This window comes from Isoptericola sp. NPDC057191, from assembly GCF_042670225.1.
In the GTDB taxonomy this organism is placed as follows: domain Bacteria; phylum Actinomycetota; class Actinomycetes; order Actinomycetales; family Cellulomonadaceae; genus Isoptericola.
The window spans coordinates 1-19,318 of sequence record NZ_JBHUWC010000063.1; the positions used below are offsets into that span (position 1 = coordinate 1).

The 19,318-nt window shown below is 73.9% G+C and carries 17 protein-coding genes; 9 read left to right on the plus strand and 8 right to left on the minus strand.

Annotated elements, in window-relative coordinates:
- The first annotated feature begins 266 nt into the window (after positions 1–266).
- Positions 267–1,214, plus strand: coding sequence for a DUF559 domain-containing protein (locus ACFT55_RS10190; protein WP_380243709.1), 948 nt, complete (start codon positions 267–269; stop codon positions 1,212–1,214).
- A gap of 269 nt (positions 1,215–1,483) precedes the next feature.
- Here ACFT55_RS10190 and ACFT55_RS10195 read toward each other — a convergent pair whose 3' ends face one another.
- Genes ACFT55_RS10195 through ACFT55_RS10210 form a run of 4 tightly spaced genes read right to left on the minus strand, consistent with a single transcriptional unit; the run spans position 1,484 to position 5,792 of the window.
- The gene (locus ACFT55_RS10195) at positions 1,484–2,308 is read right to left on the minus strand and encodes an ABC transporter ATP-binding protein (RefSeq protein ID WP_380243710.1); all 825 of its coding nucleotides are present in this window, start codon (positions 2,306–2,308) and stop codon (positions 1,484–1,486) included.
- Positions 2,305–3,300: an ABC transporter ATP-binding protein gene (locus ACFT55_RS10200; protein WP_380243711.1), complete on the minus strand. Its 996-nt coding sequence runs from the start codon at positions 3,298–3,300 to the stop codon at positions 2,305–2,307. Before ACFT55_RS10200 ends, ACFT55_RS10195 begins: the two co-directional genes overlap by 4 nt.
- Before the next feature lies 1 nt (position 3,301).
- Complete coding sequence (locus ACFT55_RS10205) at positions 3,302–4,303, minus strand: branched-chain amino acid ABC transporter permease (protein WP_380243712.1); 1,002 nt, start codon at positions 4,301–4,303, stop codon at positions 3,302–3,304.
- 13 nt (positions 4,304–4,316) lie between these two features.
- On the minus strand, positions 4,317–5,792 hold the full coding sequence (locus ACFT55_RS10210) for a branched-chain amino acid ABC transporter permease (RefSeq protein WP_380243713.1): 1,476 nt from the start codon (positions 5,790–5,792) through the stop codon (positions 4,317–4,319).
- 223 nt (positions 5,793–6,015) lie between these two features.
- Between ACFT55_RS10210 and ACFT55_RS10215 the strand changes: the two genes are divergently transcribed.
- The 8 genes from ACFT55_RS10215 (at position 6,016) to ACFT55_RS10250 (ending at position 15,872) form a co-directional block, all read left to right on the plus strand.
- Positions 6,016–8,325: a S9 family peptidase gene (locus ACFT55_RS10215; protein ID WP_380243714.1), complete on the plus strand. Its 2,310-nt coding sequence runs from the start codon at positions 6,016–6,018 to the stop codon at positions 8,323–8,325.
- A 150-nt stretch (positions 8,326–8,475) separates the two neighbouring features.
- Positions 8,476–9,498: a 3-oxoacyl-ACP synthase III gene (locus tag ACFT55_RS10220; RefSeq protein WP_380243715.1), complete on the plus strand. Its 1,023-nt coding sequence runs from the start codon at positions 8,476–8,478 to the stop codon at positions 9,496–9,498.
- A complete protein-coding gene (locus ACFT55_RS10225) occupies positions 9,495–12,257 on the plus strand; it encodes an alpha/beta fold hydrolase (protein WP_380243716.1) in 2,763 nt (920 codons plus the stop codon). The genes ACFT55_RS10220 and ACFT55_RS10225 overlap by 4 nt, the downstream gene beginning before the upstream one ends.
- Entirely contained in the window at positions 12,254–13,294 is a 1,041-nt protein-coding gene (locus ACFT55_RS10230) for an NAD-dependent epimerase/dehydratase family protein (protein ID WP_380243717.1), read from the plus strand. Before ACFT55_RS10225 ends, ACFT55_RS10230 begins: the two co-directional genes overlap by 4 nt.
- A gap of 74 nt (positions 13,295–13,368) precedes the next feature.
- The gene (locus ACFT55_RS10235) at positions 13,369–14,631 is read left to right on the plus strand and encodes an anion permease (RefSeq protein WP_380243718.1); all 1,263 of its coding nucleotides are present in this window, start codon (positions 13,369–13,371) and stop codon (positions 14,629–14,631) included.
- Positions 14,628–14,921 carry a hypothetical protein gene (locus ACFT55_RS10240; RefSeq protein ID WP_380243719.1) on the plus strand — a complete coding sequence of 98 codons (294 nt, stop codon included), beginning with the start codon at positions 14,628–14,630 and terminating at the stop codon, positions 14,919–14,921. The genes ACFT55_RS10235 and ACFT55_RS10240 overlap by 4 nt, the downstream gene beginning before the upstream one ends.
- 322 nt (positions 14,922–15,243) lie before the next feature.
- Positions 15,244–15,561 (plus strand): WhiB family transcriptional regulator, encoded by a 318-nt coding sequence (locus ACFT55_RS10245; protein WP_380243720.1) that lies wholly within the window; start codon positions 15,244–15,246, stop codon positions 15,559–15,561.
- Positions 15,558–15,872: a hypothetical protein gene (locus ACFT55_RS10250; RefSeq protein ID WP_380243721.1), complete on the plus strand. Its 315-nt coding sequence runs from the start codon at positions 15,558–15,560 to the stop codon at positions 15,870–15,872. Before ACFT55_RS10245 ends, ACFT55_RS10250 begins: the two co-directional genes overlap by 4 nt.
- Positions 15,873–15,893: 21 nt before the next feature.
- Here the strand turns inward: ACFT55_RS10250 and ACFT55_RS10255 are convergent, their stop codons facing one another.
- The 4 genes from ACFT55_RS10255 to ACFT55_RS10270 form a co-directional block, all read right to left on the minus strand.
- Positions 15,894–16,307: a hypothetical protein gene (locus tag ACFT55_RS10255; protein WP_380243722.1), complete on the minus strand. Its 414-nt coding sequence runs from the start codon at positions 16,305–16,307 to the stop codon at positions 15,894–15,896.
- A 170-nt stretch (positions 16,308–16,477) separates the two neighbouring features.
- Positions 16,478–17,761, minus strand: a complete 1,284-nt coding sequence (locus tag ACFT55_RS10260; RefSeq protein ID WP_380243723.1) for a glycoside hydrolase family 3 N-terminal domain-containing protein — start codon at positions 17,759–17,761, stop codon at positions 16,478–16,480.
- Positions 17,758–18,222, minus strand: a complete 465-nt coding sequence (locus ACFT55_RS10265) for an SRPBCC family protein (RefSeq protein WP_380243724.1) — start codon at positions 18,220–18,222, stop codon at positions 17,758–17,760. The genes ACFT55_RS10260 and ACFT55_RS10265 overlap by 4 nt, the downstream gene beginning before the upstream one ends.
- 37 nt (positions 18,223–18,259) lie before the next feature.
- The gene (locus tag ACFT55_RS10270) at positions 18,260–19,189 is read right to left on the minus strand and encodes a winged helix-turn-helix transcriptional regulator (RefSeq protein ID WP_380243725.1); all 930 of its coding nucleotides are present in this window, start codon (positions 19,187–19,189) and stop codon (positions 18,260–18,262) included.
- Positions 19,190–19,318: the final 129 nt, after the last annotated feature.

Genomic DNA, 19,318 nt, shown 5'->3' on the forward strand with positions numbered 1-19,318 from the left:
GACGGCGGCCGGTGCGCACCGAGCGCCGGGGCCGCCGTCGTCGTCCCCGAGGTAGTGCAGACCGTGCCGAGGTAGTTCGGGTCGTGCCGAGGTAGTCGGGACCGTGCCGAGGTAGTCGGGGCCGTGCCGAGGTAGTGCGCGGCCGAAGGGCGTCAGCGGACGTCGGTGCCGTTCTCGCAGGCGCCGAGCCTGCCCCCCGGTCGCCGCTGTCCACAGCTGGCCGGCAGCCGGGACGACGCCGCAGCGCAGGGCGCGACTCTCGTCGCATGACAGAAGCTGATCACCTCCCGGCGATCCGACGTGTCGCCGCGATCCTCGACCTGATGAACGCCCCGGACTCGCCGCTGCGCTCGATGCGCTCGGCCGATGCGCCGCATCCGCCGGTCGTGCCGGACGCGCTCGCGCTCGCCCTGGACGACGTCCCCGATGCGACGACGCAGCACGAGACTGCGGTGCTCACGCTCGTGGGGCGGCTCGTCGAGCACACGGCCGCCACGCTGTGGTTCAGTCACGAGACCGCCGCCATGCTGCACGGCGCCTGGACGTTCCGCACGCCCCAGCTGGTGCACGTGACGCACGAGTGGAACCCGCACGTAGATGAGGAACGGGAGCCCTCCGTCCGCCGGCACCACACGCCCATGCCGCCGACGGACCGGGCGGAAGTCCGCGGGGTGCCTGTGACCTCGCTCGCGCGCACGCTCGTCGACTGCATCCGGACCCTCCCGCGCGACGGCGCGCTCGTGGCGTGCGACTCGCTGTTCAGGCTCGGTGCACGACCTGCCGAGGTCTCGCGCATCATGTCCGCCTCTCGGGGCAAGCGTGGCGTCGTGCAGGCGCGGGAGATCCTTGGGCTGTGCGATCCGCGCTCCGCGTCGCCGGGGGAGACCGTGACGCGGCTCGCCGCCGTCGACGCCGGACTACGCAGACCGGACTGCCAGATCGAGGTCCCGACCACTCACGGCACCTTCTTCGTCGATCTGGGATGGGAGGACGTCCGGCTCGCTGTGGAGTTCGACGGCGCGCTCAAGTACGACGACGACCCCGAGGTGGTGCACGCCGTCCAGGCGCGACGGCAAAAGGCGCTCGAGGCTGCTGGATGGACCGTCGTCCGAGTCCGGTGGGAGGACCTCGGCGACCTGGAGGCGCTGGAGCATCGCCTGCGGCATGCCTACCTCGCGGCCCGACGCCGGGCCTTGCTCGGGCTGACCGCGTGAAGGGTGGCGCAGTGCGCCGTCGCAGCACGACGGCGGTCGCTCGGGTGAGCGACCGCCGCCGTGACACGACTACCTCGGCACCGCCTCTACTACCTCGGCACGGTCTTGACTACCTCGGCACCGCCTCGACTACCTCGGCACGGTCTTGACTACCTCGGCACCGCCTCGACTACCTCGGCACGGTCTCGACTAGTTCGGTGCGGTCTCGACTACCTCGGCATGGCCTCGACTGCTTCGGCGCGGTCTCGACTACCTCGGCAGGGTCTCGACTACCTCGGCGGTGGGGCGGGCTGGTCCTGGGGATCCTTCGTCTTCGTCTCCTTGGCGTCCTCCGCGAGGGAGCCGAGGTAGAGGGAGATGACCTTCGGGTCGGACTGGAGCTCGCGCCCCGTGCCGGTGTGGGCGTCCTTGCCCTGGTCGAGGACGTAGCCGCGGTCGCAGATCTGCAGGCAGCGGCGGGCGTTCTGCTCCACCATGATCACGGACACGCCGGCCTTGTTGATCATGCGGGTGCGCAGGAACGTCTCGTCCTGGCGGACGGGGGACAGGCCGGCGGACGGCTCGTCGAGGAGCAGCACGGACGGGTTCATCATGAGCGCGCGTGCCATGGCGACCATCTGCCGCTCGCCGCCGGACATGGCGCCCGCTCGCTGGGTGCGACGCTCGTGCAGGACGGGGAACAGGTCGCGGATGAACGACCACCGCTCCTCGAACGCCTTGGGCCGCAGGTACACCCCCATGCGCATGTTCTCCTCGACGGACAGCGAGGGGAACACGTTGTTCGTCTGCGGGACGAAGCCGACGCCGCGGGCCACGAGGGAGTTCGCCTTCATGCCCGTGATGTCCTCGCCGTCGAGCGTCACCGTGCCGGAGTGGATCTTCACCAGCCCGAACAGCGCCTTGAGCAGCGTGGACTTCCCGGCGCCGTTGGGGCCGATGATGCCGACCAGCTCGCCCTTGCCCACCTCGATCGAGCAGCCGTCGAGGATGTGCACGCCGGGGATGTACCCGGCCACGATGGAGTCGGCCTTCAGGAGCAGCTGCTTGCCCTCGGGCACGCCTCCGTGCGCGTGCGCGGTCAGGGTGTCGGTCATCGCTTCTCCTCCTCGGCCTCGAGGCGGGCCAGGATCTCGGGGTCGAGCAGGGAGTCGTCGCCCAGGTCGGTGTCGTGGTGGGCACCGAGGTACGCGTCGACGACGGCCTGGTCCTGCATCACCGTCCTGGGCGGCCCTTCGGCCACGATCCGGCCCTCCGCCATCACGACCACCCAGTCGGAGATGTGCCGCACGGCGTGCATGTCGTGCTCGACGAACAGCACGGTCATGCCCTCGTCGCGCAGGGCCTGCACGTGCCCCAGCAGGGACTGCACCAGGGCGGGGTTCACGCCCGCCATGGGCTCGTCCAGCATGATCATCGTCGGGTCGGTCATGAGGGCTCGCGCCATCTCGAGCAGCTTGCGCTGCCCGCCCGACAGGGAGCCGGCGAAGTCGTCCGCCTTCGTGTCGAGCTTGAACCGGGCGAGGATCTCCATCGCCTTCTCGGTGGCGGCCTTCTCGTGCGCCCGCCAGGTGAACGGCAGCCACGACAGCCAGAACCGCTCGCCCGGGTTCTTGGGGGCGGCGAGCAGCATGTTCTGCAGCACGGTGAGCCGCGACAGGGCCTTGGTGAGCTGGAAGGTGCGCACCATGCCCAGCTGCGCGACGCGGGCGCCGCTCTTGCCGGCGATCGAGTTCCCCTCGAAGCTCCACCGTCCGCTCTGCGGCGTGTCGAAGCCGGTGAGCAGGTTGAAGAACGTGGTCTTGCCGGCGCCGTTGGGGCCGATGAGGGCGGTGATGGCGCCGCGCTGCACCTCGAGGTGGGCGACGTCCACCGCCGTCATGCCGCCAAAGCGACGCACGACCTCGTCGGCGACGAGGATCGCGTCCGGCTTGGGCGCCCCGACGACGGCCTCGACGTGCGCGAGGTCGTCGCGGGCCTCCGCCGCGACGGCGGAGGTGGGGGCGACGGCGGCCGCCGCGGCGGCGTCGACGACGGACTGGGGCTGCGGGTCACCGGCGGTCTGGCCGGCGGAGGTCTCTTCGGACATGTCAGCGGACATCGAAGGCCAGCTCCTTCTTGTTCCCGAGGATTCCCTGCGGCCTGAAGATCACGAGGAGCATGAGGGTGATCCCTACCAGCATGCCGCCGATCTGCTCCACGTTGGTGGTGCTGATGATGTCGCCCACGCCGGTGTTCTCGGACAGGGCGCGCATCCCGGTGCGCATGAACATGTAGGCGCCGAAGAAGATCATCGCGCCGAGCACCGGCCCGAAGACGGTGGCGGCACCGCCGAGCAGCAGCACGGTCCACACGAAGAACGTCATGGTGCGGCCCATCGCGTCGGGCGCGATGGTGATCGGCAGGACGTAGAGCACGCCGCCGAGCGCGCCGAGCATGCCGCCCAGCACCAGCGACTGCAGCTTGTACGAGTACACGTTCTTGCCGAGCGCGCGCACGGCGTCCTCGTCCTCGCGGATGCCCTTGAGGACACGGCCCCACGGGCTGCGGGTGACGAGCCAGACGAACAGCAGGGCCAGGGCGACGACGCCCCACGCGAAGATCCGGGTCCACCAGGAGTCGGACCCGGTGTTGATGTACTCGAGCGGCCCGATGGAGGTGCGGCCGTCGGGCAGGGGGGACAGGTCCTGGAACGTGCCCTTGTAGTTGCGGCCCTGCAGGCCGGAGGCGCCGCCGGTCCACTCCTGCAGCCACGTGGACCGCCCGATCCAGCGGATGATCTCCGCGGCGGAGATGGTGACGATCGCGAGGTAGTCACCGCGCAGCTGCAGCGTCGGGATGCCCAGCACGAGGGCGAACAGCAGGCCGGCGGCCAGGGCCACGACCAGCGCGAGGAAGAACGGGGCGCCGGCGATGGTCGCGATGCCGAAGCCGTACGCGCCGAGCAGCATGAAGCCGGCCTGGCCCATGTTGAGCAGCCCGGTGTACCCGAAGTGCAGGTTGAGGCCGATCGCCGCGATGGCGTACGCCGCCGTCGTGGGGGCGATGAGCTCGGCGAGCGACTGGGTGAGGATTCTGAGGAACTCGTCCATGGTCGGTCTCCCTTCAGCCGATCCGCTCGCGGCGGCCGAGGATGCCCTGCGGCCTGATCAGGAGCACGAGGATGAGGATCACGAGCGCCGACGCGTAGCGCAGGTCGCTCTGGATCACGAGGTTGGACAGCTCGACGACGAGGCCGATGAGCAGCGACCCCACGAGGGCGCCGAACGCGGTGCCGAGGCCGCCGAGGGTCACGGCGGCGAACATCAGCAGCAGCAGCTGGACGCCGACCTGCCAGTTGAACGACCCGTACGAGATGCCCCACATGAGCCCGGCGAGCGCCGCGAAGGCGGTGGCGAGGACCCACACGATGCGGACCACCTTGTCGGGGTCGATGCCGGTGGCGGAGGCGAGCGCCGGGTTGTCCGACACGGCTCGGGTGGCCCGGCCGAGGCGGGTGCGCGTGAGGAACAGCGCGAACCCGACCAGGCACACCAGCGCGACCACCATCGAGATCCACGAGGTGGTGCTGAGCGTGATCCCCAGGAGGGTCAGCGGCTTGGGGTTGCTCGACAGGATGCGCAGCGAGCCACCGCCGATGAGCAGCTGGATCACGTACTGCAACGTGATCGACAGGCCGATCGAGACGATCATCAGCTGCATCACGGGGGTGCCGCGGCGCCGCAGCGGCCGCCAGATGGCGGCGTCCTGCGCGAGGCCGGTGAGGGCGCAGATGGCGATGGTCAGCGCGCCGCCGAGCCAGATCGACATCCCCCACTGGTTGATGGCGATGAAGCCGAGCGCGGCGCCCAGGGCGAACTGCTCGCCGTGCGCGAAGTTCGACAGGCCCGTGGTGCCGAAGATGAGGTTCAGCCCGATGGACGCGAGGGCGAGCAGCAGGCCGAACCGGATGCCGGAGCCGAACTGCTGCCAGACCTGGCCCCAGGTCAGCGCGCGCTGTGAGGCGTCGCCCTCGGGGGCGGTGCTCACGCTGTCGCCCTCGGTGGTCGTCCCGTCGTCGCCGGGCGCGCCCGTCGTGGAGTCGGCCGAGGGGCTGGCCTCGCCCTGCGGCTCGCCGCCGAGGAGGAACGCCGCGCGGCCTGTCCCGCCCGTCTGGGCGACGACCTCCGTCGTCGTCTCCGCGGGGGGAGCCTGGCCGGCGGGCAGCGAGTCCGGGTCGAGGGTGACGGTGTACCTGCCGACCTCGGTCACCGGCACGGAGATGCGTTCCGTGGTGGTGGTGATCGTCTCGTCGAACCCGCCGGGTCCGGTGATCGTCAGCGTGGCGTCCGCGACCGGTTCGCCCGCCTCGTCGACCACCCGGACGGCGATGCACGCCGTGGTGTCGTCGGGCTGGCAGTCGGTCGCGATCTCGGCGGCGGTGCTGATGCTGCCGGCGGCGCGGCTGGTGTGCGCCGCGGTGTCCGCGCCGGGGCTCGCCTGTGCGGGTGGCAGGGCGAGCGCCACAGGTGCGAGGGCGATCGCGAGCGCTGCCACGGTGCGGCGCAGCACGATCCCCCTGGTCGGTCGGTCCGTCGTCATCGGCCGGGTCCTCCGTAGGTCGGTGTCGTTCCCCGGGCGAGCCCGGGGTACCACCCGCTCGCCCCGTCGATGCACGGACACTAAAGGCCCCATGTATCCGCGGGGTTTCGCGAGCGTGCCGTGAGTGTAGCCACGAAAATGTGACCCACCTGACAGATCTAGGTCACAGTCGTGCATCACGCGCGGATCCGGGCCCGCGCCCGGCGGCACCTAGGCTGGCCGGGTGCCCGACGACCTGACGCCTGCCGCCGACCCGACCACCACCGCGGGGGACGCCGCCCCGGACGCCGCCCCGGACGCCGCCACGACGGCACCGGCCGGCGCCCCTGCTGACGCACCGGGCCAGGCGCCTGTCGCGGAGCGGCGCCCGACCGTCCGCTCGCACCACGGCGACGACGTCGTCGACGACTACGAGTGGTTGCGCGACAAGGAGTCGCCCGAGGTCCTGGCGCACCTGGCGGCGGAGAACGCGTGGACCCAGGCGCAGCTGGCGCACCTCGCGCCGCTGCGGCAGGACGTGTTCGGCGAGATCAAGGCCCGCACCCAGGAGGCCGACCTGTCCGTCCCCGTGCGGATGGGTGCCTTCTGGTACTACACGCGCACCGAGGAGGGGCGGCAGTACGCGATCCACGCCCGCGTCCCGGCGGCCGGCGAGTGGGCGCCGCCGAGCATCGAGCCCGGCACGGTGCCGGCGGGCGAACAGGTGCTGCTCGACCAGAACGCCGCCGCCGCGGGTCACGACTTCTTCTCGTTGGGCTCGTTCGACGTGTCCGAGGACGGCGCCCGGCTCGTGTACGCCGTCGACACGACGGGCGACGAGCGGTTCGTGCTGCGCGTGCGGGACCTCGCGACGGGCGAGGATCTGCCCGACGTCGTCGAGGACACCTTCCCCGGCGCGGTCCTGACCCCCGACGGCCGGTACGTCTTCTACCCGACGGTCGACGACGCCTGGCGGCCGTACCGCGTGTGGCGGCACGAGGTCGGGACCCCGGCGGCCGACGACGTCCTCGTGCTCGAGGAGCCCGACGAGCGGTTCTGGGTGGGCGTGGGGCTCACCCGGTCGCGCCGCTACCTCGTCGTCGAGCTGGGCTCGAAGACGACCAGCGAGGCGCACGTGCTCGAGGCGGACGACCCGACCGGCGAGCTGCGCGTCGTCTGGGCGCGTCGCGACGGCGTCGAGTACACGGTCGAGCACGCCGTCCTGCCCGGCGGCGACGGCGACGGCGAGGGCGGTCGGGACGCGCTGCTCGTGCTGCACAACGACGGCGCGGAGAACTTCGAGCTGGTGACCACGGACGTCCCGGCGCGGGGTGCCGCCACGCCCCTGGACCCCGCGGCCGCGCGCGTCGTCGTGCCGCACGACCCCGCCGTGCGGCTCGACGGCGTGGACGCGTTCGCCGGCCACGTGGTGCTGAGCCTGCGGCGGGAGGCGCTGCCGCGGGTCGCCGTCGTCGACCTTGCCGACACCCTTGCCGACACCGCCCGCACGACGGCGGACCAGCCGTGGGCGGCGCACGAGATCGACGTCGACGAGCCGCTGTTCTCCGTCGCCCTGGACACCAACCCGACGTGGGAGCAGCCGCTGCTGCGGGTGCAGCACACGTCGTTCGTCACGCCGGCCACGGTGGTGGACGTCGACCTCGCCACGGGTGAGCGGCACGTGCGCAAGCAGCAGCCGGTGCTGGGCGGCTACGACCCGGCGGACTACGTGCAGCGCCGCGAGTGGGCCACCGCCGAGGACGGCACCCACGTGCCGATCAGCCTCGTGTGGCGGCGGGACGCGGTGACGCTCGACGGCTCGGGCACCCGGGCGGAGCCCGCCCCGCTGCTCCTCTACGGGTACGGCGCCTACGAGTCGAGCATCGACCCCTACTTCTCCGTGCCGCGCCTCAGCCTGCTGGACCGCGGCGTCGTGTTCGCCGTCGCGCACGTGCGTGGCGGCGGCGAGCTGGGACGGCACTGGTACGACGACGGCAAGCTGGCGCACAAGACGCACACGTTCACCGACTTCGTCGCGTGCGGACGCCACCTCGTCGAGACCGGGTGGACCGCGCCGGAGCGGATGGTCGCCGACGGCGCGAGCGCGGGCGGCCTCACCGTCGGCGCGGCGCTCAACCTGGCTCCCGGGCTGTTCGCCGGCGTGCTCGCCGGGGTGCCGTTCGTCGACGCCCTGACGTCGATGCTCGACCCGTCGCTGCCGCTCACCGTCGTCGAGTGGGACGAGTGGGGCGACCCCCTGCACGACGCCGAGGTCTACGCCCGCATGAAGGCGTACAGCCCGTACGAGAACGTCCCCGACGACGCCAGCGCCTACCCCCGGGTGCTCGCCACCACCTCGCTGCACGACACGCGCGTGCTGTACGTGGAACCGGCGAAGTGGGTGGCGCGGCTGCGCGCCGCCGGTGCCCCCGCGCTGCTGAAGATCGAGATGTCCGCCGGGCACGGCGGCGTGTCCGGCCGGTACGCCCGCTGGGAGGAGATCGCGTTCGAGCACGCGTGGACGCTCGACGTGCTGGGCGCCGCCCGGGGGTGAGATCGGGCGTGTCGGATCTCATAGGCGCCCGCTGGAACGGCGGGCTGGCCCGGGACGTCGTAACGTCGCGGGGCCGGGGTCGTGTGGCCCCGGCCTAGTCGTCGAGAGCCGGCTCCGTGCGGCACGCACGACCGGTCGTCTGGAGCTCGTGTGTCAGGGAACGCCACCACCAGGTTCGCCAACGTCTCGTTGCTGGCCGTGACCAGCCGCCTGCCGTCCGGCGTCCGGACGTCCGCGGCGGTGCAGGAGCGGCTCGCCCCGGCGCTGCGCCGGTTGCGGCTGCCCGGCACGCTGCTGCAACGGGTGGCCGGAGTGCGCGAGCGGCGAGCCTGGACCGCGGGCGAGGACGTGGACGACGCGACCGTCGCCGCGGGGCAGGAGGCGCTGCGCGTCGCGGGGGTCGAGCCCGCCGACGTCGGCCTGCTGATCAACACCTCCGTGACGCGTCGCCACCTCGAGCCGTCCGTCGCGGTCCGGCTGCACCACGGCCTGGGGCTGCCGTCGTCCGCCGTGAACTTCGACGTCGCGAACGCCTGCCTCGGCTTCATCAACGGCATGAGCCTCGCCGCCGGGATGATCGACTCCGGTCAGGTCCGCTACGCCGTCGTCGTCGACGGCGAGGACGCCGACGTCATCCACGACCGCACCATCGAGCGGCTCCTGCGCGCCGACCGCACCCGCGACGACTTCATGCAGGAGTTCGCGTCGCTCACCCTCGGCTCCGGCTCCGCCGCCGCCGTGCTGGGCCGCGCGGACGAGCACCCGCAGGGCCACCGGGTGCTCGGTGGCGTGACGCGCGCCGCGACGAAGTTCCACGACCTGTGCGTCGGCAGCACCGAGGGCATGTTCACCGACGCGAAGGCGCTGCTCGAGGGCGGCCTCGAGCTCGTCGTCGACGCGTGGAAGGACGCCGTCGCCGACTGGGACTGGGCACGCATGGACCGGTACGTCACGCACCAGGTGTCGCGCGTGCACACGAACGCGATCGTCGAGGCCGTCGGCCTGGACCGCACCAAGGTGCCGACGACCTACGAGCGCCTGGGCAACGTCGGGCCCGCGTCGGTGCCGATCACCCTGGTGGAGCAGCAGGACACCCTGGACGCCGGGGACCGGGTGCTGCTCATGGGCGTCGGCTCGGGCATCAACACCGCCATGCTGGAGCTCGCCTGGTGACGGGCACGACCCCCACCCCGACCGCACCCCGTCCCGCCGACACCGTCCCCCCGGGCCTGCCCGGGCTCGACCCGCGCCACAGCCACGTCCTGACCGACGCGCGCGGCGGGTCGTGGCACTACCTCGACAACGGCCCCGAGCTCGCGGCCCGCCTCGGCCCGGGCGTCGAGCCCGTCGGCACCGTGCTCGCGGTGCACGGCAACCCCACCTGGTCCTACCTGTGGCGTCGGCTCGTCACGGACGCCGTGGACGCGGCGGTCGCCGGTGCGCCGGCCTGGCGCGTCGTCGCCGTCGACCAGCTCGAGATGGGCCTCTCCGGCCGCACCGGCGAGCACCGGACGCTCGCCCGTCGCGTCGCCGACCTCGGCGCGTTCACCGACGCCCTCGGCCTGACCGGGCCCGTCGTGACCCTCGGCCACGACTGGGGCGGCGTCGTGTCGCTCGGCTGGGCCGTGGACCACCCCGACCAGCTCGCCGGCGTCGCGCTGCTCAACACCGCCGTGCACCAGCCCGACGACGCGCCCGTCCCCGCGCCGCTGCGGCTCGCCCTCGCCGGCCCCGTGCACCGGCTCGGCACGCGCACCACGCGCGCCTTCCTCGAGACCACGCTCGCGCTGGCGCGCCCGCGGCTGGCCCACGACGTCGCGCAGGCCTACCGCCTGCCGTACCTCACCGCCGCCGAGCGCGACGGCATCGAGGGCTTCGTCGCCGACATCCCCGTCGACGACGCGCACCCCAGCGCCGCCGAGCTGCACCGCGTCGCCGCGGGCGTCGCCCGGCTCTCCGTGCCCGCCGTCCTGCTGTGGGGCCCGCACGACCCGATCTTCTCCGACCGCTACCTCGACGACCTCGTCCACCGGCTGCCGCACGCGCACGTGCACCGGTTCGGGGACGCCGGGCACCTGATCGCGGAGGACGCGGCATGGACGCCTGCTGTGCTCCGGTTCCTGGCTGGGGTGCTGTCGGCGGAGGGGTCGGGAACCTCGGGCGCGGATGCGTTCACGGGCCCCAGGGGGCCCTCCACTTCGGGACTTCGTCCATCCGCGCCCGAGGTCCCCGATCCCTCCGCCTCGTCCGATCCCTCGCCGTCCGCCGCCTCGTCCGAGTCCTCGCCGTCGTTCGTGCCGCTGTGGGCCAGGCTGGACGCGCGGGCGGACGACGACGGCCCGGCCGTGCTGGACATGTCCGACGACGGCGCCGACGGGCAGCCGTTCGTCGCGAGCTGGCGGGCTCTGGACCGCCAGGTGCGACGCGTCGCGTCGGGGCTGCACGGCATCGGCGTGCGCCGGGGCGACCGGGTGTCGCTGCTGGTCGAGCCCGGCCCGACGCTGACCGCGCTGGTGTACGCGTGCCTGCGGATCGGCGCCGTCGTCGTGGTGGCCGACGCCGGCCTGGGCGTGCGCGGGCTGACGCGCGCGCAGCGGGGAGCGTGGCCGCGGTTCGTCGTCGCGCAGCGGAAGGGGCTCGCCGCCGCGCGGGCGCTGGGCTGGCCCGGCGTGCGCATCTCCGCCGACCCCCTGGCGCCGCCGGTGCGGCGGGCGCTCGGCGTCGCGCACGAGCTCGTCGACGTCGCCCGGGCCGGCGACGGCCAGCCGCTGCCGCCCGAGCCCGGCCCGCACGACGAGGCCGCCGTCCTGTTCACGTCGGGCTCGACGGGCCCGGCCAAGGGCGTCGTCTACCGGCACGCCGAGCTGTCCGCCCTCCGCGACGCGATCGCCGCCCACTTCGACGTCGGGCCCGACACGGGCCTGGTCACCGGATTCGCGCCGTTCGCGCTGCTCGGGCCGGCCCTCGGCACCCGGTCCGTCACGCCCGTGATGGACGTGTCGGCGCCCCGGACGCTCACCGCGCGAGCCGTGGCCGACGCCGTACGGGCCTCCGACGCCCGGATCGTCTTCCTGTCCCCGGCGGCGATCCTCAACGTCGTCGCCACGGCCGACGCGCTGGACGACGCCGACCGCGCCGCCCTCGCACGGGTGCGCACCTTCCTCTCGACCGGCGCGCCCATCTCCGCCGAGCTGCTCGGCTCGGCGCAGGCGCTCATGCCCGCGGCGACCGCCCACACCCCGTACGGGATGACGGAGTGCCTGCTCGTCACCGACGTCACCCTCGACGGCATCCGGGACGCCGCCACGGCGCCCGACGACGGCGTCTGCGTCGGCACTCCCGTGGGTGGTGGCGAGGTGCTCGTCAGCGCGCTCGACGACGACGGCGCCGCCACCGGCGAGCCGTCCTCCGCCCCCGGCGTGCTCGGGGAGGTGCTGGTGCGCGCCCCCCACCTCAAGGAGCGCTACGACCGCCTCTGGCTCACCGACCTGGCCGCCGAGCGCGACACCCCGCCGGGACGCTGGCACCGCACGGGCGACGTCGGGCACCTGGACGACCAGGGGCGCCTGTGGATCGAGGGCCGCCTCGCGCACGTGCTCCGCACCGCCGGCGGCCCGCTGGCCCCCGTAGGCCCGGAGCAGCACGTGGAGCGGGTGGCGCAGGTGCGCCGCGCGGCCGTCGTCGGCGTCGGGCCCGCGGGAGTGCAGCAGCCGGTCGCCGTCGTCGAGACGGTGGACGGGGCGCGCCGCCCCGCGCTCGCCCCCGAGGCGCTCGCGGCCGCGGTCCGCGCCGCGTCGCCGGTCCCGCTCGCGGCCGTCCTCGTGGTGCCGCGCATGCCGACCGACGTGCGGCACAACTCCAAGGTCGACCGGGCCCGCCTCGCGCGGTGGGCGGACGGCGTGCTCACCGGCGGACGGATGGGGGCGCCGTGATCAGGCCGACGGTCCTCGTGACCGGCGCGTCCGGGCTGCTCGGGGGCGCGGTGGCCCGCGCGCTCGTGGCCCGCGGCGACGACGTCCGCACGCTGCAGCGGCGGCCGTCCGGCGTCCCGGGCGCGCACGACGTCGCGGGGTCCGTGACGGACGCGGACGTCGTCGCGCGCGCCGTCGAGGGCGTCGGCGCCGTCGTGCACCTTGCGGCGAAGGTGTCCCTCGCCGGGTCCCCGGCGGAGTTCCACGACGTGAACGTCGGCGGGACGCGCGCCCTGCTCGACGCGGCCGGGCGCGCCGGCGTCGGACGGTTCGTCCAGGTGTCGTCCCCGTCCGTCGCCCACCTGGGGACGTCGCTCGTCGGCGTCCCGGCGACCCCCGCCGACCCCGACCGTGCCCGGGGCGAGTACGCCCGCACGAAGGCGGCCGCCGAGGTGCTGGCCCTGGGCCGGGACGGTGCTGGCGGCGCTTCCGGGACCCGCGTCGTCGCCGTGCGTCCGCACCTCGTGTGGGGGCCGGGGGACACCCAGCTGGTCGAGCGCGTCGTGGACCGTGCCGCACGGGGCCGGCTGCCGCTGCTGGGTCACGGCGCCGCGCTCATCGACACCCTGTACGTGGACAACGCCGCCGACGGCATCCTCGCCGCCCTCGACCGGCTGGCCGACGCCCCGGACGTCGTGGGCGGCCGCGCGTACGTGCTGACCAACGGCGAGCCCCGCACCGTGGCGGACCTGCTGACCGGTATCTGCCGCGCCGCCGGCGTGACACCGCCGGCCTGGCACGTGCCCGCGGGGCTGGCGCGCGCCGTGGGCGGGCTCGTCGAGACCCTGTGGCGGGTCCGTCCCGGCGTGGACGAGCCGCCGATGACGCGCTTCCTGGCCGAGCAGCTGTCCACCGCGCACTGGTTCGACCAGCGGGCCACGCGCCACGACCTGCGCTGGGTGCCCGCCGTGAGCGTCGACGAGGGCCTGCGGCGGCTGGCGGCGCACTACGACGGCACGCGCGACGGCGACACGCGTCGCCAGGTGAACAGCAGGTGAACAGTCCCAGAACAGTTCACCGAGCAGACCCCTGACGGTCGATCTCCCCAGGTTCACCCTCCACGATGGGTGCCGTGACCGAGACGCTTCTGCTCGCGCTCGTCGTCGTGACGGCCCTCGCGTTCGACTTCACGAACGGGTTCCACGACACGGGCAACGCGATGGCTACCTCCATCGCCACCCGAGCCCTCAAGCCCCGGACCGCCGTCGCGCTGTCCGCCGTCCTCAACCTCGTCGGCGCCTTCCTCTCCCTCGCCGTCGCCGCCACGATCGCCAAGGGCATCGTCGACGCCGGGGTGATCACGCTCCCCGTGGTCCTCGCCGGGCTCGTCGGCGGGATCGTGTGGAACCTCATCACCTGGCTGTTCGGCATCCCCTCCAGCTCCTCGCACGCCCTCGTGGGCGGCATGGTGGGCGCCGTGCTCGCGGCCGTCGGCACGTCGGGCGTGCTGTGGGCCGGCGTCGTGGCCAAGGTGCTGGTGCCCGCCCTCATCGCCCCCGTCGTCGCGATCGCGGTGGCCGGCCTCGGCACGTGGCTCGTGGCCCGGCTGACGCGCGGCGTCCCGCAGGACGTGACGAGCCGCGGCTTCCGCTGGGGCCAGATCGGCTCCGCGTCGCTCGTCTCGCTGGCGCACGGCACCAACGACGCGCAGAAGTCGATGGGCATCATCCTGCTCGCGCTCATCGCGGGCGGTGCCGTGCCGGCCGACTCGAACGTGCCGTTCTGGGTCATCCTCAGCTGCGCGCTCGCCATGGCGCTCGGGACCTACCTGGGCGGCTGGCGCGTCATCCGCACGCTCGGCAAGGGCCTGGTCGAGATCGACACCCGCCAGGGCATGGCCGCGGAGACGTCCTCCGCCGCCGTCATCCTGTTGTCCAGCCACTTCGGCTTCTCCCTCTCCACGACGCACGTCGCCACCGGTTCCGTGCTCGGCTCCGGCGTCGGGATGCCGGGCGCCAAGGTGCGCTGGAGCGTCGCGGGACGCATGTTCGTGGCCTGGATGGTCACCCTCCCGGCGGCCGGCCTCGTCGGCGCGCTGTGCCACTGGCTCGAGTCGGCGATCGGCGGCGCGGCCGGCACGATCGCCGTCTTCGCGCTCCTCGTCGTCGTGTCCACCGCCATCTGGCTGGTCTCGCGGCGCAAGCCGGTGGACCACACCAACGTCAACGAGGCCTGGGACGAGGAGAAGGGCGCCTCGATCGAGGCCGTCGCCGCCACCACGGGTGCGGCCGGCGGCGAGCGCGTCGGCCCGGTCCCGGCCGTCGCCACCGCGTCGTCCGTCGGACCTGCGGTCAGCGCCGTGGGCACCGTGTCGAACCAGAAGGTGGGAGCATGACCGACTTCATCGAGTGGGGCGCCCTCGGCCAGGTGCTCGTCGCCGGGCTGATCGTCGGCGCCGGCATCCCCGCCCTCTTCGCGCTGGGGCTGCGCCTGCTGGCGGGCACGACCACCGAGCCGTCCGCCCCGTCCGCCGGGGCGTCGTCCGACGCGGACCGCTCCGCGCCGCGGGCCATCGCCATCCCCCGCCCGACGCCGGCGCGCCTCGCGGGCGCCATCGCGTGCCTGGGCGTCGTCGTCGGCGCCATCGCCTTCGGCCTGGTCTTCCTCGTCTCCGGCGGTCACTGACCGGTCGTCCTCGTGGACCCGGGAGCATCCCGGGGTCCGGTTCGACGCCCGCCGGTCGCCGATCGCGTCCTCGCGGTCGGCGTCCGGCCGCGCGCGACCCTCTCGGCGCCTGCGTCGCGCCCCCTCCGTGCAGATATTGCACGACGGTCCTCACGGCCGCCGACATCGGGTTTGATCGGGCGTGCGCCCTCGTTCGCGGGAGCGCTGCACCACCTCGGTGGTGCCACGTCGCCGCGGAGGCCTGCGCGGTCGGGTGCTCCCCCCGCCCCGACCCCAGGCCTCCGCGGTCGCTCGTCGGCGGAGGACCGGGCTGGAGGTGTCGATGGCCAGCGAGGGAGCGCCATGGGTGGCTCCACCCGTGTGCACGACGTGGGACCTCCGCCGGAGCGACCCGTGGTTTCCCGTCGACGAGCTGCGCCCGGGGGCCGCGGAACAGGGCAAGCTGCTGTGCGGGCTGTGCCCCGTGCTCACGCGGTGCTTCCGAGAGGTGATGGCCCTGGAGCGGGGTCTTCGTGCGCGCCACCGGTTCGGGGTGTGGGCCGGGCTGGACCCCGAGGAGCGTGCGCGCCTGGACGAGTCGGCCGGACACAGGACCTCGCCTCCGGCCCGTGCACGCCGGTCGGCTCAGGACTGCGCGTGACGGGCGAGCTCCTCATCGCCGTCGGCGCCGCGGGCGTCGTCGTGACGTACAGCGGCACCGGGTGGCCGCGGGGCATCCGCGTCCTCACGGTGCTGGTCGCGGTGCTAGCGGCTCTCCTGCTCGCAGGCAGCGCGCACCGCGGTGCCGGATCGTGGGGAACCGGATCGTGGGTGACCGGGTGGGGCACTGGCTCCTGGGAGACCTGGTCGTGGCTCCCGCTGGCCCTGTACGTGTCGCTGGTGCTCGTCGGGGTGCCGCTGGTGCGCGTCGTCGGGCGGCGTGCCGGCACCCGCGCCCGCCGACGGCACTGACGTATCGGCGGGCGCCGTCGCTCAGGTCACGCCCTGGATCCCGGGGCAGGCCGCCCGCGGATCGTCCGTTCCCGCGGCGATGGACCGGAAGGCCGCAGCGGCCTCCGGGTCGCTGCACCCGCCGGGCGAGTAGCCGCGCAACGCCAGGAACCCGGCCGCGGCGACGGCCTGCACGCCCGTCGCCGTGGCCTCGTCGGCCAGGCGGGCGAGCTGGGTGAGCCCGGCGGTCGCGTCGAGGAGGCGCCCGTACAGGGCACCCGGTGTCCCCGCCCCGCTGAGCACCAGCTCGAACGCCTGCACGCCACGCATCACGCCCTGGTGGTAGGCGTGACCCTCGTGGTCGTGGGTCTCCCGCATCCGTGTCACGTAGGACGCCAGGCTGGCCCGCAGTCCCTGGACCGCTTCGTCGGCCACCGGCAGCTGATCGATCGACATCATGTGCACCTCCGTGCCCAACCTCGCGCACGCTCGACCGTTCTGGCGGCTCGTTGCAGGATCTGCACGGAGGTGGCGAACTGCTCCGGGTCTGCATCGTGCGTGCTGAATTGATCCTCAAAGCCCGTCTTTGAGGATCAATTCAGCACGGACGTTGCCCCCGGCAGGGGTCAGCCGGACAGCCCGGCCTTCGCCGCGAGCACGCGCCGCGCAGCCGCGTCGACCTTCTTCGCGAAGGCCGGGTCCGTGCGGGCCTTCGCCACGAGGGCGTCCGCCATCGCCGGGGCGACGGAGGGGTCGGCGGAGGCCAGCACCAGGTCCACGCCGGCGTCGACGGCGTCGACCGCGCGCCTGCCGGGCGACCAGCCCTGCACCTGGGCGGCGGCCGACAGGTCGTCCGTCATGACGACGCCGTCGAACCCGAGCTCCCCGCGCAGGAGGCCGTCGACGACGACGGGCGAGAAGGCCGCCGGGGCGTCGGGGTCGATCCGGTCGTACACGGCGGTGGACATCATCACGTACCGCGCGCCCGCGTCGATGCCGCGCGCGAAGACCCGCACGGAGTCGGAGTCACGGGTGGTGACGTCGTCGGTCACGTGCGTCGTGGTGTCGGTGTTCGTCGTGACCCGGCCGAGGCCCGGGAAGTGCTTGATCACCGGCTCCACCCCGGCGGCGCGCTGCCCGGCGCTGAACGCGTTCGCCGAGCTCACCACGGTCTGCGGGGTGAAGCCGTAGTTGCGCTGGAACGCGCCGACCGGCGGGTTGTCCGCGGCGTCCGCCTCGTCGACGAGGTCCATCACGGGGGCGAGGTTGAGGTTGACGCCCGCGGCGGCGAGCTCGTCGCCCCACCCCCGCGCGCGCCGGCGCAGGGTGGCCGGGCTCCACGTGGCCTGCTCCGTGGCCTCCGGGATGTCGGAGAATCCGGGCCCCCGCAGCACCTGGACCTTCCCGCCCTCCTGGTCGGTCGCCACGAGGAGCGGCGTGCCGTGCGTCGAGCGCCGGGACACCAGGGCCGTGTACTCGTCCACCAGCTCGCGGGTCGCGGCCACGCCCGCCGTGCTGCGGCCGTGCAGGAAGAGGTTGCCCACGTGCTTGTCGCGGATCGCCTCGGCGCTCACGGCGGCGGGGTCGCTCACCGACACCCCGACCATGATCAGCTGGCCCGCCTTCTGCTCCCACGTCCAGCCGGCGAGCGGGTCGTCGGCCGGCTCGGACGGACCGGTGCTGGACGGGGCCGGGCTCGGCGTCGTCGTCCCGGCCGTCGTCCCGGTGGGTGCCGGGGAGGAGGTCGGGGACGGCGTCTGCTCCGGGGACGCCGGGGCGCTCGTGCCGGACGGCGCGGACGACGTCGCCGGGGCCGACGTCGGCTCGCTCCCCGGCCCGGAGCAGGACGCGAGGACGGCGCCGGCGGCGAGCAGCGCGGCGAGGCGCGCCGCCCGCCGACGGAGGATCACGCGCGTCGGGCAGGGGCACCGTCGCGGTGCGCGAGGGTGGCGAGCGCGTCCTGCCAGTGGGCCTGCGAGCCGCTCGCGTGCTGGGCCGTGTCGATGTTCTCCTGCCGCACGGAGACGACCGTACCCGTTTCGTCCGCTTCGAGCACGATGCGGATCTCGTGATAGTTGTCCGGCACGTCCTCGAGCTCGGACAGGGGCGAGAAGTGCGTGAAGTGCAGCAGCCGGGGACGGTCGACCGCGATCACCACGCCCTTGTCGGCGAACTGGCGGCCGAAGAAGTGGCCCTCGAACGTGACGGGGCTGCCCGGCTGGAAGTCCGTCTCGATGTTCGCGCCCAGCATCCACCGCGCGCCGGGATGCATGAGCTCCGCCCACACCCGCTCGGGCGGCTGGGTCACGTGGATCGACGCCTCCGCGACGTGGGGGTAGCGATGGGGGGACGCGCCGCTGGGGCTGGTCATGGGGGTTTCCTTCCGCCGGCTCCGGTTCGCCTCGACCCTATGTCCGCCTCGGCCTGCTGTCTGCCTCGTTCTCGCCTCCGCCTCCGCCGGGCGCGTCGCGCCGCAGCCGCCGCACCAGGTCGAGCACGTCGTCGACGGACTGCGCGGGGTCGGTGACGGGGGCCTGCACGTGCCGCACGACGCCCGCCGGATCCACCAGGAGCGTCACGCGCTTGAGCCGGTCGGCGCCGCCCGCACGGAAGACCGGCAGGCGCAGCGCCGAGGCCGCGAGGCCGTCCTGGTCCGACGCGAGCAGGTACGGCAGGTCGGCGTGCGCCGCGAACGCCGCCTGCTGCTCGGGGTGCTGGGTGCTCACGCCGAGCACCCGTGCGCCGGCCGCCTCCAGGTCGGCGTGCCGGCGGCCGTAGGTGACGCACTCGAGCGTGCAGCCGCTCGTGCCCGGGACCTCGCCCCAGCGCGGCGGATACCCGTGGGTGCCGGGAGCGTAGGCGCCAGGGAAGAAGAACAGCGCGGTCCACCGGTCCGGGTCCACCAGGCGCACCGTGGAGCCGTCGTGCGCCGTGAGCTCGACGTCGGGCACACGTGCGCCCTCCAGCGCCCGGGCGCGGGCGAGGTCGCCGTCGCCCAGGGTGCCGTCCAGCGTGCCGTCGCCCAGGACGAACCGCGTGCCCCACTCCTGCAGGGCGAGCAGCACCGGCAGCAGACCCTCGCCGCGCGCCGTGAGCCGGTAGTCGTGGCGGGGCGGGCGTTCGGAGTAGGGCACCTTCTCCAGCACGCCGTGCTCGACGAGCGACCCGAGCCGCTCCGTGAGGGCCCGGCGGGACAGGCCGAGCTCGCGGTCGAAGCCTTCGAAGCGGGTGACGCCGGCGGCGGCCTCGCGGACGATCAACAGGCTCTGCCAGTCGCCGACGACGCCGAGGGACTGGGCGATGCCGCACGAGCTGTCGGCAAGGTCCTCGCGGCGCATGGGGGTCATCCTCTCGCCGGGCCGGGGTGCACGTCCATCCCCGGCCATACGGTAAGTTCCAATCTGGAACTTACCCCGTTCCGACGCTGTGAGCGGGCGATTGGCCCTGTTTCGCCGCAGGACAGGGCC